Below are 14,451 nucleotides of genomic sequence, written 5' to 3' on the forward strand. Positions count from 1 at the left end.
ACGATTTTTTCCTGTGAATCAAAACAGTTTGCGTAGGGTGGGGCCATGCCCCACCACTAAGGCTGAAGCACACAAGCCCCTGTTTCTTTTGTGCTCAAAATCTATTTTCGAATATCCACAGATTGCATTTACAATACCACCTCTGTGGGGGATAGCAGTTTTCTTTGAGCAGGTTATGAGTTGACATCTAACCGTCAATGTTATTCTGTTTCAAAACTGTGGTTCTTCTTGATAGCGTGTCATAAATGATTGATAAAATTACCCGGCTCTTTCCTGTGTGGGCGATACTGCTCTCTCTCTTGGCGTATTTTGTTCCGGATCTGTTTGCCGGTTTAAAGCCAGCAATAGTGCCTCTGTTGGGCTTGGTTATGTTTGGCATGGGTATGACTCTGAGCTGGGTCGACTTTAAAAGTGCTGTAAAAAAACCAAGCCTGATCGGTGTCGGGGTTCTGCTGCAGTACGCATTGATGCCTTTTGCGGCCTGGATGATTGCAGAATTATTCGGATTGCCGCCCTATCTGATGGCTGGAATGGTGTTGGTTGGGGCTTGTCCAGGAGGAACTGCCTCGAATGTGATTTGTTATCTGGCTCGAGGGGATGTTGCCTTATCCATAACCCTTACAACAGCTTCGACTCTGTTGGCAATCATTGCCACGCCGCTGCTTACCTGGGTCTACGTTGGCGAGAAAGTCCCTGTGCCGGTGGAGAGTATGCTTTGGTCGATATTTAAAATAGTCCTGCTGCCTGTTGCATTGGGGGTTCTGGTAAACACACTTTATGGTCGTAAATTGAGACAGGTTAAACACCTTTTTCCTCTGATATCCGTTTTAGCAATTGTGGTGATCATTGCCATAATTGTTGCCCTTAACCAAGGGAATATTGCACGTATCGGGGTTGCATTGGCCTTGGCTGTTATGTTGCATAACTTGATTGGGCTGGCAGGTGGCTATTGGATCTCTCGCCTGTTGGGTTGGGATGAGAGGATATGCCGTACCTTGGCTATAGAGGTAGGTATGCAGAATTCAGGGCTGGGTGTTGCTTTGTCGGTTAAATATCTTTCAGCTGCAGCAGCATTGCCAGGTGCCATATTCTCCATATGGCACAACTTGTCTGGTTCTATGTTGGCAGGATACTGGTCGAGGCGCTGATAAGCATTTAATAGAGGTGCCCTTAAGTTGAGGCTTCCGAGAAGTTGCTATCCAGGATATTCAGAATTGAGTAAGAGGCCTTTCTTTTTTCCTTCTTTGCTGGACTTCAGATATTCAGATAGCAGTTTTTTTGCCAGAGTCATCAAGGGATACAAATGTGATCGTGGTTGAAAATATGCTCGACTCCTGACCGCATTCAGAATCTTCGGCAAGTACGGAGACCCGGTATTGAACCGATGACTCACCCTTTTTGCTCTGCTGGATATCGAAACGGAGAATGGCACCCTCCTGCACGCTGCGATGAAAGGTTACCCGATCCATGCCTTTGGTTACGAAGTGTCGACCGGGGTAGTCGTGAACTGCTGCAATCCAGGCGTACTCATCGACCCACTTCAGCAGGTTGCCGCCAAACAGGTAGCCATACTGGTTGAGGTGTTGGGGCAGTACCAGTTTGTGATTTTCCACTACGCTTTCAGTTCTGGTGGTGGTGTAGGAGAGTTCTGATGCATGATCAGATGCCAGCCTTGATCACCCTTGCGAAAGATATTGGTGGCATAGACCGGTTGCATCCCCGCTTCGGGGCCAGCATTGACCCACTCTTCGATCAGATGAATGGCGATACTCTCTGACTCAATCCAGCTGAGGTGTTTGATCTGCATCTCCAGAGAGATATCGCTGTTGAGTAAGGAGGACCAGACCTCTTCGATTGCAGCCCTGCCGCGTTGAATGGGCATCATTGGAAGCAGGCAGAGAGTCTCCTCACTCTCATCCCATACCGCCATCATGGCACTTAGGTTTTTTTCATCGATTGCATCATAGTAGGCATCTTCAGCATCTTGGGGGGTGGAGAATGGGGTGGCCATATTGCTTTCCTGATCTTGTCACTGTTGGATTGTTGAGGATTCTACGGGATTCCCTCATAGAGATGATAGAGGGTGTTTATTAATAAGGTGATCGATGAAGCTACAGGCTCCACAGGTTTGTTGCTTTGATGAGCCAGTTGGTAGCGAGGTTGAGCACAAATAATCCTGTGTAGAAGGGGCTATGCATCACCTGATTGATGGATATCATGGTGCTGCTGCTTATCACTTGGCGATACTTTCTCCCATGTGCATCACCATCCCCTCATCCGCAAATGTTGGACGCAGTCGATCCTTTCCCGCCTGGGTCTGGCTGACAGAGACACCGGTAAGATTATTAACTGCAGCAGGACTGTTCAGTCTGCTGCTGTGGCTGATAGAGCTCTTGCTGTTGCAGGGTCAATCCTGGGATTGGATGATTTTCGATCTTATGTTTGCAATTTTGCCCGCATCTCTTTTTGGTGCTGTGCTGAGCCATATGCCCATTTGGCTGAAAGTGACCCCTCTACGTTATGTCAATTATGGGATGCTGTTTTTTGTGATATTGGCCACTCAGTTGGTTTTTCACCTGTCGATAATATTCAGTGGTTCACCCGGTCCGTTCTACCTCTCTCTGCTATTGATAACCTGGATTGCCTGTTTGAAATTGGTGAAAAATTTCTTAAGCAGTAGTTTTCAGCGGCGTCGTTTTATTGAACAGGCTCTGTTTTCTCTCTTGTTGGGGGGAGTCTCACTCGGGGCGCTGTTAGCGGTACTGAACCTTTCAGGAGCGCTTGAGGGCCAGCAATACTACTGGCTGGCTGGACTCTCTTATCTGCTGCCGCTGGTGGTTTTTCTGCTTATTCGTAGCTTGCGTGAGACGCCACGTATTCCCTAACTCCTCCGCTTTCCGTATCATCTGGCCTCTTCCTGGCCAGTAGCAACACTTAACACAATAGATGACTGATAAAATCGATCAGAGTTTTGAGGGGATCGAACGGGTTCCCCTCAATGAGTTTACCGAGAAGGCGTACCTGAACTATTCCATGTATGTCATTCTCGACCGGGCGCTGCCAAATATCGGCGATGGGCTGAAGCCGGTTCAGCGCCGGATTGTCTATGCCATGTCTGAGCTTGGCTTGAGTGCGGGGGCCAAATTCAAGAAGTCGGCGCGAACTGTCGGTGATGTACTGGGTAAATTCCATCCCCATGGTGATTCAGCCTGTTATGAGGCGATGGTGCTGATGGCCCAGAGCTTTTCCTATCGCTATCCACTGGTGGATGGGCAGGGTAACTGGGGATCTCCGGATGATCCTAAGTCTTTTGCCGCAATGCGATATACCGAATCCAAGTTGACGGTCTATGCGCAAACTCTGCTCTCAGAATTGGGGCAGGGGACAGTGGAGTGGGCGCCCAATTTTGATGGCACCCTACGCGAACCTGAGATTCTTCCTGCAAGACTGCCGAATGTACTGTTGAATGGTTCATCAGGTATAGCGGTCGGCATGGCGACAGATATTCCGCCGCATAATCTGCGGGAGGTTGCAGGCGCCTGTGTCCATCTCCTGGAATCGCCTAAGGCCACTCTTGAAGAGTTGATGGCGTACATTCCAGGACCGGATTATCCAACTGACGCTGAGATCGTCACCCCGGCCGAAGATCTGATCAAGGTCTATGAGACAGGGCATGGTTCGATCCGGATGCGTGCCTGCTATGATCGCGAGAACGGCGACGTTATTGTCACTGCACTGCCTCATCAGGTATCCGGAGCGAAAATACTGGAGCAGATTGCGGCCCAGATGCAGGCCAAAAAACTACCGATGGTCGAGGATCTGCGGGATGAGTCCGACCATGAGAACCCAACCCGCCTGGTGATTGTGCCTCGTTCCAATCGGGTTGATGTGGCTCGTTTGATGTCACATCTATTCGCCACCACCGATCTTGAACGGAGTTATCGGGTCAATCTGAACATGATTGGTATTGATGGCCGTCCAGCGGTGAAGAATCTGCGTGGGCTGCTTACTGAGTGGCTCAGTTTTAGAACCGAAACGGTTCGCCGGAGATTGCAGTATCGCCTGGATGAAGTGCTTGAGCGATTGCATATCTTAGACGGTTTAATGATCGCCTACCTTAATATCGATGAGGTAATCGCGATTATCCGCTATGAAGATGATCCCAAGTCTGAGCTCATCAAACGTTTTTCTCTCTCTGAGGTGCAGGCGGAAGCAATTCTCAATCTGCGTCTGCGCCATTTGGCCAAATTGGAAGAGATGAAGATAAAGGGTGAGCAGGATGAGCTGGAAAAAGAGCGCAAATCACTGCAATTACTACTTGGCTCCAAACAGCGGATGCGCACCCTGATTCGCAAGGAGTTGCAGGCAGACTCAGAAAAATACGGCGATGAGCGGCGTTCCCCCATTGTTGAGCGAGAATCTGCTGAGGCCTTGGATGAGACAGACCTGACCCCAAGCGAAGCAGTCACAGTCGTGCTCTCAGAGATGGGTTGGGCTCGTACAGCAAAAGGGCATGAGATCGATCCGGCAGGTTTGAACTATCGGGCGGGTGATGGATTTCTTGCTGCTACCCGTTTAAAAAGCAACCAGCAGGCGGTGTTTTTGGATTCTAATGGGCGTAGCTACTCTCTGCCCGCACATACCCTGCCCTCTGCACGTAGTCAGGGGGAGCCGCTTACAGGTCGGCTCTCTCCAGCTACCGGTGCTACATTCTGCGCGGTATTGGGTGGGGATACCCAGCAAGAGTATCTGCTGGCTTCAGATGCTGGTTATGGATTCCGGGTTGGACTGGCAGATATGCTGGCAAAGAACAAGTCAGGTAAAGCCTTGTTGAGTTTGCCCAAAGGGGGGCAGGTGATGGTGCCGGAAATGATCACCGATCTCGAGTCGGATCGGGTGGTGAGCATCTCCAATGAGGGGCGTATGTTGGTCTTTCCGGTCGCAGAACTACCTAAACTTGCCCGAGGCAAAGGTAATAAATTAATCTCAATTCCGCCAAAACGAGTGGCGGCGCGAGAGGAGTTTGTGGTTGCTATTGCCGTCGTGCCAAAGGGTGGCAGCCTTACCGCCCATGCGGGTAAGCGCTATATCGTGCTCAAACCTTCTGATCTGGACGGTTTTCAGGGCGAAAGGGGGCGGCGTGGTGCAAAGTTGCCGAGGGGATTTCAGCGGGTTGATCGTGTTGAAGTTTCCTGAACTTCAACAGGCGGCTGGCTTTTTTAGCCTGTCGGTGTTTATTAACTTATTGATATAAATTAACAAAACTTAGTATAACGCGAATTTTTTTATCTTGATCCAGGGTCTGAGAAGGTATAAAAACAGAAGGAGTTTGAGCTTGTAGGCGTCAAAAAATGTACTTAAAGTGAAATAACCGCACTTTTGGTTCACATTTGCCGTAGAGACTTACTCCCTAGATCGTTATAATGGTCAGTTCACAGCTGGGTAATTGGGGCTTAGAAACCAGTGATCTGGCAGAATCAAGCGAAAGTGGCGGAATTGGTAGACGCGCTGGATTTAGGTTCCTGTGGGGTAACCCGTGAGAGTTCGAGTCTCTCCTTTCGCACCATTTTTCCCTGAAGGTCGATAAGTTAGACTGGCAGGAAATTTCCATACCAAATTAAGAATTTAGTGACAGATAGGGCTGTCAGGAGAATATACATGCAAGTTTCGGTGGAATCGGGAGAAGGGCTTGAGCGACGTCTAACCGTCGAGTTGCCTGCAGAGCAGATCGATGCGGAAGTGACGAAGCGCCTACAGCAGATTGGCCGAACCGCCAAGTTGGATGGTTTTCGTCCTGGTAAGGTACCTATGAAGTTTTTACGTCGTAACTATGGCGGACAGGTATTGCAGGAGGTCTACGGCCAGATGATAGAGACCAGCTATCAGGAGGCCATACAGCAAGAGAAGCTGCAACCTGCGGGCATGCCAAAAATTGAGCCTGGCGAATCAAATGAAGAGGGACGTTTCAGCTACGTGGCCACTCTGGAAGTAATGCCTGAAATTACCTTGAGTAAGGTAGAAGGTGAGGTTAAACGCCCAGCTGCAGAGATCACAGAGCAGGATATCGATGAGATGATTCTGAAGCTGCAAAAGCAGCGTGTAACCTGGAATAGCGTCGATAGAGCTGCTGCAGATGGGGATCAGGTAAAGATCAGTTTTACAGGTACCATAGGTGGTGAGGCCTTCGAGGGCGGTAGTGCTGAGAACGTCGACCTTGTATTGGGTTCAGGAAGAATGATCGAAGGTTTTGAAACTGCCCTGGTTGGTATGTCGAAAGGGGAGAAGAGCAGCATCGATCTACAATTCCCTGAAAACTACCGGGTGGAAGAGTTGGCAGGAAAACCTGTAACGTTTGCGGTAGAGATCAGCGATATTTCAGAAGAGGTACTACCTGAGGTCAATGATGAGTTCGCCAAGGAGTTTGGTGCAGCGGATGGCGTTGATAAGCTGAAAGCGGATGTGCGTGAAAATATGCAGCGCGAGCTTGCACAACGAATCGAAGCCCAAGTGAAGAATCAGGCAATGGATCTGGTTTATGAGCAGAACAAGATCGACATCCCCGCTGCGATGGTGGATGAGGAGATCGAAGCGCTGCGTAAGCAGACCAGGCAGCAGCTGGGCCAGGGGGCTGGAACCTTCGAGCTGCCCCGTGAAATGTTTGAAGAACAGGCTAAAAAACGGGTCACTCTTGGATTGGTGATTAGCGAAATAGTTAAGCAAAACGACATTCAGGTCGATAACGATCGAGTAAAGAAGAGAATTGATGAATTTGCTGCCAGTTATGAGAAGCCTGAAGAAGTGGTAAATTACTACTACAACGATGAGCAGCAACTAGCAGCAGTACGTAATGTTGTGATGGAAGATCAGGTCGTAGATTGGATTCTTGACCAAGTCACCATTACAGATGAGCAGACAACCTTTGCCGAATTGACGGAACAGGGTTGAAGTACAGAGGAATAGTAAACGATGATTGAAACAGTGTCAGGAATGCCGGATGCACAAAGCCTTGGTCTAGTACCGATAGTTATCGAGCAGACTGCACGAGGCGAGCGCTCTTTTGATATCTATTCCAGATTATTGAAAGAACGGGTCATATTCCTTGTCGGGCCTGTAGAAGATCAGATGGCCAATTTGGTAGTGGCACAGCTACTGTTTCTGGAATCTGAGAATCCGGATAAGGATATTCATCTCTACATCAACTCCCCCGGTGGATCGGTAACCGCTGGCCTATCGATTTACGATACCATGCAGTTTGTTAAGCCTGACGTCAGTACCATGTGTATTGGCCAGGCGGCAAGCATGGGTGCGCTGTTGCTGACCGGTGGCGCCAAGGGCAAGCGTTACTGCTTACCTAACTCACGCATGATGATTCATCAGCCCCTGGGTGGTTTTCAAGGGCAGGCAACGGATATAGAGATCCATGCGAAAGAGATCCTATTGCTGAAAGAGCGTTTGAACGGCATCATGGCTGAACATACAGGTCAGAGTCTTGAGAAAATATCAAGTGACACTGACCGTGATAACTTTATGGGCGGAAATGATGCAGTTGCCTATGGCCTGATCGATTCTGTATTGTCTAATCGTGGTGGTATTGATAACAGCTGACAACCGGCTCAATAATGAGGTTGAAGCATGCAATGGATGGCGTGATACTCGAGTCAGGGTTTTTCGTCGCTAACCTTGCCATATAGGTGCAGTTAGATATGATTGAAGTAGAGCAGGTTGAATTCGGCTTGAAGGAGTGAAATATGAGCAGTGACAAGAGCGGTAAAAGTGACGACGGTAAGCTGTTGTATTGCTCCTTTTGCGGCAAGAGTCAGCATGAGGTGCGGAAACTGATTGCCGGTCCTTCCGTCTTTATCTGCGATGAGTGCGTCGAGCTTTGTAATGACATTATCCGTGAGGAGATGCAGGAGCCCGGTGAAGACAGCATCAACAAGCTACCCAAGCCTCAAGAGATAAAAAAGACGCTGGATCAGTATGTTATTGGACAACAGAGGGCAAAAAAAGTGCTTTCTGTCGCTGTATATAACCACTACAAGCGGCTTGATGCCATCGGTAAGGATAATGAGGTCGAACTGGCCAAATCAAATATTCTTCTGATTGGTCCCACTGGGTCGGGCAAAACCCTGCTTGCAGAGACCTTGGCCAGATTGTTGAATGTGCCCTTTACGATTGCTGACGCCACCACGCTTACAGAAGCGGGCTATGTTGGCGAAGATGTTGAGAACATCATTCAGAAGTTGCTGCAAAAATGCGACTACGACGTCGAAAAGGCGCAGACAGGCATAGTTTATATCGATGAAATCGATAAAATTTCCCGTAAATCTGATAATCCGTCCATTACCAGAGATGTTTCAGGTGAGGGTGTACAACAAGCACTTTTGAAACTGATTGAAGGCACTGTAGCTTCTGTCCCTCCTCAAGGTGGTAGAAAACACCCGCAACAGGAGTTTCTACAGGTTAATACCTCAAATATCCTGTTTGTTGTAGGCGGCGCTTTCGCTGGGCTGGAGAAAGTGATCAAAGATCGTTCTGAAAAGGGCGGTATCGGTTTCTCAGCTGAAGTCAAAAGTAAGGATGATTCCCGTTCAGTTGGGGACATCATCGTCGATGTCGAGCCTGAAGATTTGATCAAATATGGATTGATACCTGAGTTTGTGGGTCGTCTTCCTGTAGTTGCAACTCTCCAGGAGCTGGATGAAGACTCATTGGTCAAAATCCTGACTGAACCTAAAAATGCTCTGACCAAGCAGTATGGCCGTCTGTTTGAAATGGAGGGCTGCGAACTGGAGATCAGAGAAGACGCCCTGCGTTCGATTGCTCGCAAGGCGATGGCCCGCAAAACCGGAGCTCGTGGTCTACGCACCATTTTGGAACAGGTATTACTGGATACCATGTATGACCTGCCTTCAATGGATGAGGTCACCAAAGTCGTTGTGGATGAAGGGGTTATTGCAGGTGAGTCAGATCCGTTAATGATCTACGAAAACAGCGATAAACAGATCGCTGCATCTGATTGATCCATAAGCACATTTGTATTTTTATTTAAATGTATACGCTTCTGGCAGCATGTTAACTATGCTGTCAGAGCGTCTCTATTCAGGGTGGTTGAACACCGCCTGATTCTGACTTTCCGTTAATTAAGATAGCGAATAGACTTGAAACGTCAGGCTTTAAGCCATATATAGGATAATATCTGTCTAAATAGGTCTGTGTGTTGAACATTCAGTAACCTGTCAGACTCAAATCCCTATGTTGACGCTGTAGTACCTGCAGTTGAACTATTTTCAGGCAGGCTTCTGCCTTATGAGGACATTTGAATGGCTCAAGAGCAAAAAGCAGCCGGATCGACTAAAGACCAGTCCAACATTGTGCCGGTACTACCGTTGCGCGATGTGGTTGTCTATCCCCATATGGTTATCCCTCTGTTCGTTGGCAGGGATAAGTCGATATTGGCACTCGACTCAGCCATGCAGAGTAACAAGCAGATTCTACTGGCAGCGCAAAAGAGCGCAGATGTCGATGATCCTGATATCGGCGACATGTATGCGATCGGCACATTGGCCAATATCTTACAGTTGTTAAAACTCCCCGACGGTACTGTCAAAGTATTGGTTGAGGGTGGTGAACGGGCAAGAATTCTTGAATTTGTGGAGAACGATGAGTTCTTCAGTGCCAGACTCGAGACTCTGCCTGATGCCATTGATCTGGCTGGAAAAGAGACAGAGGTGTTGATGCGTTCAGCAACCAATCTCTTCGATCAGTATGTCAAGCTCAACAAAAAAGTCCCACCTGAGGTGCTTACTTCACTTTCAAGCATCGATGATCCAAGTCGTTTGGCCGATACCATTGCAGCGCATATGTCTCTCAAGCTGGATGAGAAGCAGCATGTGCTTGAGATGCCCAATGTGCGGGAACGTTTAGAGCATCTGATGGGGTTGATGGAAGGTGAAAATGACATTCTGCAGATGGAGAAGCGAATTCGTGGGCGGGTTAAGCGCCAGATGGAGAAGAATCAGCGGGAGTACTACCTGAATGAGCAGATGAAAGCGATTCAGAAAGAACTCGGCGAAATGGATGATGCACCTAACGAAATCGAAGATCTGACTAAGAAAATCGAAAATGTGGGTATGACCAAAGAGGCTAAGGAAAAGGCCAATAACGAGCTCAACAAATTAAAACTGATGTCGCCAATGTCAGCCGAGGCGACTGTGGTTCGAAACTATATCGATACCCTTGTGGGTCTGCCTTGGAAAAAGCGCACCAAAATTCGAAATGATATCGGTGCGGCTAATGAAGTGCTTGATGAAGATCACTACGGTCTGGAGAAGGTCAAGGAGCGTATCCTTGAGTATCTGGCGGTACAGCAGCGCGTGCGTAAGCTGAAGGGCCCCATTCTCTGTCTGGTAGGCCCTCCTGGTGTTGGTAAAACCTCATTGGGACAATCCATTGCGAGAGCAACAAACCGGAAATTTACCCGTATGGCCCTTGGCGGCGTCAGAGATGAGGCTGAGATTCGTGGTCATAGACGAACTTATATCGGTGCATTGCCCGGTAAGATCATCAATAACCTGAGTAAGGTTAAAACCCGTAATCCACTGTTTCTGTTGGATGAAATCGACAAAATGGCGATGGATTTCCGGGGCGATCCTGCCTCGGCGTTGTTGGAGGTGCTGGACCCTGAACAGAACCATACTTTCAATGATCACTATCTGGAAGTTGATTTTGATCTGTCAGAAGTGATGTTTGTAGCCACGGCCAATACACTCAATATCCCGGCCGCACTGCTGGATCGTATGGAAGTGATTCGTCTCTCAGGTTATACCGAGGATGAAAAAGTAAATATTGCGGAACGTTATCTTGTCCGCAAGCAGATGGAGAACAATGGACTGAAACCGGAAGAGCTTATCATCAGAGAGGCTGCAATTCGGGATATCGTTCGTTATTACACCCGTGAGGCGGGTGTCAGAAACCTTGAGCGTGAGATAGCCAAGATCTGTCGCAAGGTTGTGAAAGAGATACTTCTGAAGAAAACCAAGACCAAGGTCACTCTGACGCCGAAGCGTCTGGATGAGTACCTCGGGGTCAAACGTTTTCGTTATGGCCGTGCGGATGAGCACGATCAGGTTGGACAGGTTACTGGTCTGGCCTGGACCGAAGTGGGTGGTGAACTGCTGCATATAGAAGCGGCGCTGATGCCCGGAAAGGGCAGACTCAGCCATACCGGTCAGCTGGGTGAAGTGATGCAGGAGTCAATTCAGGCTGCCATGACTGTGGTCAGAAGCCGTGCTGAATCTTTGGGCCTGGAAGAGGATTTCCACCAAAAATATGATGTGCATATCCATGTACCTGAGGGGGCGACCCCAAAAGATGGTCCGAGTGCCGGTGTGGGAATGTGCACTAGCCTGGTTTCCGCCCTCACCAAGATACCTGTAAAGGCCGATGTGGCGATGACTGGAGAGATCACCTTACGGGGAGAGGTATTACCCATAGGCGGGCTCAAGGAGAAGCTGTTGGCTGCTCATCGCGGTGGTATAGCAACAGTTATTATTCCAGAAGAGAATGAGAGGGATCTTGTTGATATCCCAAAGAATATCAAGGAAAACCTAGATATCATACCTGTTCGCTGGATCGATGAGGTGCTGCAGATTGCGTTAAATGACGTACCTCAGCCGAAGCAAACGAAAGAGACGAAAGGTGCTGAGTCAACCAGTAAACGTGGCGCTAAGCGATCTCAGGAAGCGGTTAAGAAATCTGGTACACCTACAAAACACTGAGACTTTGTGAATTTTTAACAATACCTTGTCACAGCTTGGGTTCTTGCGGCCAGCCCGCTTCTGCCTTAGCTTGACAGGCTATCTGGCAGCCGGTATAAATTCTGGCGTTTCCGGCTCTGAGTGAGCCATTACACACATAATTCTTTAGGCGAAGTGATTCGCCCAGACCATAGGGGAAACTGATTAATGAATAAGGCCGAACTAATTGAGGCAATGGCGGAATCCGCGGACATTTCTAAAGCCGCAGCTGGGCGTGCACTTGACGGAATGGTTAGTGCCGTGACAGACGCGATGAAAGCTGGTGATACGCTTTCTCTGGTAGGATTTGGTACCTTCTCCGTGAAAGAACGCGCTGCCCGTGATGGCCGCAACCCCCAGACCGGAGAGACGATTAAAATCAAGGCATCAAAAATTCCTTCATTTAAAGCTGGTAAAGCGTTGAAGGATGCAATAAACTAGCGCGCCTTCTACCGGGGTGCTTAGCTCAGCTGGGAGAGCATCGCCCTTACAAGGCGAGGGTCGCAGGTTCGATCCCTGCAGCACCCACCAATTAGGAGCGGTAGTTCAGTTGGTTAGAATACCGGCCTGTCACGCCGGGGGTCGCGGGTTCGAGTCCCGTCCGCTCCGCCAATATCGATCATCAACGGGGTATCTCAATCAGATACCCCGTTTTTGTTTAAAATAAATACCAGGAATAGTTCCCGGTTATAATAATTTCGAGTCACTGATCATGCTTCAGGAAATCAGAGATAAAGCGCAAGGCTGGATCGCTTGGGCAATCGTTATACTCATCTCCATTCCATTTGCTCTATGGGGAATTCAATCCTATTTGGGCATAGGTTCAGAGCCAGTGGCCGCTAACGTCAATGGCGTGGAAATAACTGAACGCGGCCTGGAATCTCGTTTTCAACGTTTTCGTCAACAATTGCGTGATCAATTGGGTGCGGCCTATCGGCCTGAACTCTTTGATGATGTTCGGATGCGTAAAGAGGTTCTCAACCGGATGGTTGGAGAAGAGGTGCTGCAACAGGCTTCTCACGAAATGGGGCTACGTGCTGGCAACAGTATGATACAGGCCACAATTCTGGGTATGTCCATGTTTCACAAAGATGGCCGGTTTGACCAGCAGACCTATGAAAGGGCACTGCAACTACAAGGTCTCTCTCCTGCCGCTTTCGAGGATCGGGTCAGGCGTGCGCTTGTCTCTGAGCAGTTGGCTCAAGCCATCGATAATGGGGTCTTCGTTACAAATCGTGAAGTGACAGAGAGCAACCGGCTGCAGAAGCAGACCCGAGAACTCTCCTATTTCACCATACCAGCTGCAGATTTTATGGTTGAAGATGCGGTAACTGAATCCGATATCGAGACTTACTACAAAAATAACGAAACCGTATTTATCGCTCCCGAGAAGGTCAAACTTGAGTACATACTGCTGGATGCAGCCGCGATAGGGGAGACAGTGACAGTCAGTGACGAGTTACTGAGAGGCTTCTACGACGACAATCAGGATCTGTATGGTCTGCCTGAACAAAGAAAAGCGAGTCATATCCTGATTCAGGTTGCTGCTGATGCAGAGCAGGTCAAGGTTGATGAGGCGCTTGCAAAAATCGATGAATTGGCTAAGAAGATAGATCAACAGGAGTCCTTTGCCGAGTTGGCAAAAGTCCACTCCCAGGATCCGGGTTCCGCTGCTGAGGGTGGTGATCTGGGTTTCTTCGGTAAAGGTATTATGGATCAAGCCTTTGAAGATGCTGTTTTCCGTCTCGAAGAGGGGGCTGTCAGTGAGCCGGTACGCAGCAGCTTCGGTTTTCATCTGATCAAGCTGACCGGAATTAAGTCGGGTAGTGTCAAGCCCTTCGAAATGGCTAAGGCTGAAGTTGAGAAGGCCTATCGTTTGGCCGAAGGTGAGAAGCTCTATTTTGAAATGGCTGAAGAGTTGGCCAACGTGAGTTATGACGATCCAACCTCCCTTGAACCTGCGGCTTCAGAATTAAATCTGTCAATTGAACAGAGCGACTGGATGACCCGGAATCAAACTGAGGGTGTAATTGCGAAACCGAAGGTGTTGGGTGCTGCTTTCAGTGATGATGTTTTGCGGGAACGCAATAACAGTGAGTTGATTGAGCTCGATAGTACCAGTTCCGTGGTTGTGCGCATTTTAGATCATCAGGAAGCATCTGTGCGGCCTTTGGATGAAGTGCATGATCAAATCTCTGAACGGCTAGCCAAGCAGAAAGCGGAAGAGCAGGCCGGTGCAGAGGCAGAAAAGCGCTTGGCTGAAATCAATGGTGATAATCCACTGCTTCAGGCAGCGGGCAGTTATGCTGTTACGGGACCTGTTATAGTCGATCGCAATAGCAGGGAGTTGCCACCTGCGCTATCAAGTGAACTGTTTCGTACAGTTAAGCCTCAGCCAGGAGAGGTGATGCCAGGGAGTGTCAAGTTGGCGACGGGTGACTTCGCTGTGTTTGTGCTGTCAAAAGTCACTGAAGGCGAATCGGCAGAAGCTGAAGCCAGCAAACAGCAAGCCGATCAGATCCGTCGCCTCTATGGCCGAAGCTACTACGAGCGGGTAATGGACGATCTGGAGACACGGGCCGATATCGAAATTCTTCTGAAGCAGAGCAGCGAATAGAAGTCCCTGCTGTTTTGGCGCTGTTTTGATCAGTGA

General features: G+C 48.9%; 11 protein-coding genes and 3 tRNA genes. 12 read left to right on the plus strand and 2 right to left on the minus strand.

The genetic code is table 11. From position 1 onward, the window contains the following. Positions 1–245 precede the first annotated feature (245 nt). The gene (locus AC4IFB_RS18300) at positions 246–1,148 is read left to right on the plus strand and encodes a bile acid:sodium symporter family protein (protein WP_490780953.1); all 903 of its coding nucleotides are present in this window, start codon (positions 246–248) and stop codon (positions 1,146–1,148) included. Between the two features lie 114 nt (positions 1,149–1,262). Here the strand turns inward: AC4IFB_RS18300 and AC4IFB_RS18305 are convergent, their stop codons facing one another. Beyond that, entirely contained in the window at positions 1,263–1,613 is a 351-nt protein-coding gene (locus tag AC4IFB_RS18305) for an acyl-CoA thioesterase (protein ID WP_490778909.1), read from the minus strand. Then, positions 1,613–2,011 carry a YybH family protein gene (locus AC4IFB_RS18310; protein WP_490778908.1) on the minus strand — a complete coding sequence of 133 codons (399 nt, stop codon included), beginning with the start codon at positions 2,009–2,011 and terminating at the stop codon, positions 1,613–1,615. Before AC4IFB_RS18310 ends, AC4IFB_RS18305 begins: the two co-directional genes overlap by 1 nt. Positions 2,012–2,192: 181 nt before the next feature. Here AC4IFB_RS18310 and AC4IFB_RS18315 point away from each other — a divergent pair, with 181 nt between their 5' ends. From AC4IFB_RS18315 to AC4IFB_RS18365, 11 genes are all read left to right on the plus strand, one after another. Next, positions 2,193–2,885 carry a hypothetical protein gene (locus AC4IFB_RS18315; protein ID WP_490780954.1) on the plus strand — a complete coding sequence of 231 codons (693 nt, stop codon included), beginning with the start codon at positions 2,193–2,195 and terminating at the stop codon, positions 2,883–2,885. A gap of 61 nt (positions 2,886–2,946) precedes the next feature. Further along, complete coding sequence (parC, locus tag AC4IFB_RS18320) at positions 2,947–5,196, plus strand: DNA topoisomerase IV subunit A (protein ID WP_490778906.1); 2,250 nt, start codon at positions 2,947–2,949, stop codon at positions 5,194–5,196. A gap of 285 nt (positions 5,197–5,481) precedes the next feature. Further along, a tRNA-Leu gene (locus tag AC4IFB_RS18325) sits at positions 5,482–5,566 on the plus strand. Positions 5,567–5,658: 92 nt separating this feature from the next. After that, the gene (gene tig, locus AC4IFB_RS18330; protein ID WP_490780955.1) at positions 5,659–6,945 is read left to right on the plus strand and encodes a trigger factor; all 1,287 of its coding nucleotides are present in this window, start codon (positions 5,659–5,661) and stop codon (positions 6,943–6,945) included. Positions 6,946–6,966: 21 nt separating this feature from the next. Next, positions 6,967–7,605: an ATP-dependent Clp endopeptidase proteolytic subunit ClpP gene (gene clpP, locus AC4IFB_RS18335; RefSeq protein ID WP_490780956.1), complete on the plus strand. Its 639-nt coding sequence runs from the start codon at positions 6,967–6,969 to the stop codon at positions 7,603–7,605. A gap of 143 nt (positions 7,606–7,748) precedes the next feature. After that, positions 7,749–9,023, plus strand: a complete 1,275-nt coding sequence (clpX, locus tag AC4IFB_RS18340) for an ATP-dependent Clp protease ATP-binding subunit ClpX (RefSeq protein ID WP_490780957.1) — start codon at positions 7,749–7,751, stop codon at positions 9,021–9,023. A gap of 300 nt (positions 9,024–9,323) precedes the next feature. Next, on the plus strand, positions 9,324–11,780 hold the full coding sequence (gene lon, locus AC4IFB_RS18345) for an endopeptidase La (RefSeq protein ID WP_490778902.1): 2,457 nt from the start codon (positions 9,324–9,326) through the stop codon (positions 11,778–11,780). A 186-nt stretch (positions 11,781–11,966) separates the two neighbouring features. Next, positions 11,967–12,239 (plus strand): HU family DNA-binding protein, encoded by a 273-nt coding sequence (locus AC4IFB_RS18350; protein ID WP_490778901.1) that lies wholly within the window; start codon positions 11,967–11,969, stop codon positions 12,237–12,239. A 14-nt stretch (positions 12,240–12,253) separates the two neighbouring features. Further along, positions 12,254–12,329 (plus strand) — tRNA-Val (locus AC4IFB_RS18355). A 4-nt stretch (positions 12,330–12,333) separates the two neighbouring features. After that, positions 12,334–12,410: transfer RNA gene (locus AC4IFB_RS18360), tRNA-Asp, on the plus strand. Between the two features lie 100 nt (positions 12,411–12,510). Further along, positions 12,511–14,415, plus strand: coding sequence for a SurA N-terminal domain-containing protein (locus AC4IFB_RS18365; protein ID WP_490780958.1), 1,905 nt, complete (start codon positions 12,511–12,513; stop codon positions 14,413–14,415). Positions 14,416–14,451: the final 36 nt, after the last annotated feature.

This window comes from Candidatus Thiodiazotropha sp. AKIB8, assembly GCF_058244675.1.

What these genes read in the sequence shown, in the direction of transcription:
- AC4IFB_RS18300 (WP_490780953.1), top strand. Translation starts at nt 246, where the DNA reads ATGATTGATAAAATTACCCGGCTCTTTCCTGTGTGGGCGATACTGCTC.
- AC4IFB_RS18310 (WP_490778908.1), bottom strand. Translation starts at nt 2,011, where the DNA reads ATGGCCACCCCATTCTCCACCCCCCAAGATGCTGAAGATGCCTACTAT.
- AC4IFB_RS18315 (WP_490780954.1), top strand. Translation starts at nt 2,193, where the DNA reads ATGCATCACCTGATTGATGGATATCATGGTGCTGCTGCTTATCACTTG.
- parC (WP_490778906.1), top strand. Translation starts at nt 2,947, where the DNA reads ATGACTGATAAAATCGATCAGAGTTTTGAGGGGATCGAACGGGTTCCC.
- tig (WP_490780955.1), top strand. Translation starts at nt 5,659, where the DNA reads ATGCAAGTTTCGGTGGAATCGGGAGAAGGGCTTGAGCGACGTCTAACC.
- clpP (WP_490780956.1), top strand. Translation starts at nt 6,967, where the DNA reads ATGATTGAAACAGTGTCAGGAATGCCGGATGCACAAAGCCTTGGTCTA.
- clpX (WP_490780957.1), top strand. Translation starts at nt 7,749, where the DNA reads ATGAGCAGTGACAAGAGCGGTAAAAGTGACGACGGTAAGCTGTTGTAT.
- lon (WP_490778902.1), top strand. Translation starts at nt 9,324, where the DNA reads ATGGCTCAAGAGCAAAAAGCAGCCGGATCGACTAAAGACCAGTCCAAC.
- AC4IFB_RS18350 (WP_490778901.1), top strand. Translation starts at nt 11,967, where the DNA reads ATGAATAAGGCCGAACTAATTGAGGCAATGGCGGAATCCGCGGACATT.
- AC4IFB_RS18365 (WP_490780958.1), top strand. Translation starts at nt 12,511, where the DNA reads ATGCTTCAGGAAATCAGAGATAAAGCGCAAGGCTGGATCGCTTGGGCA.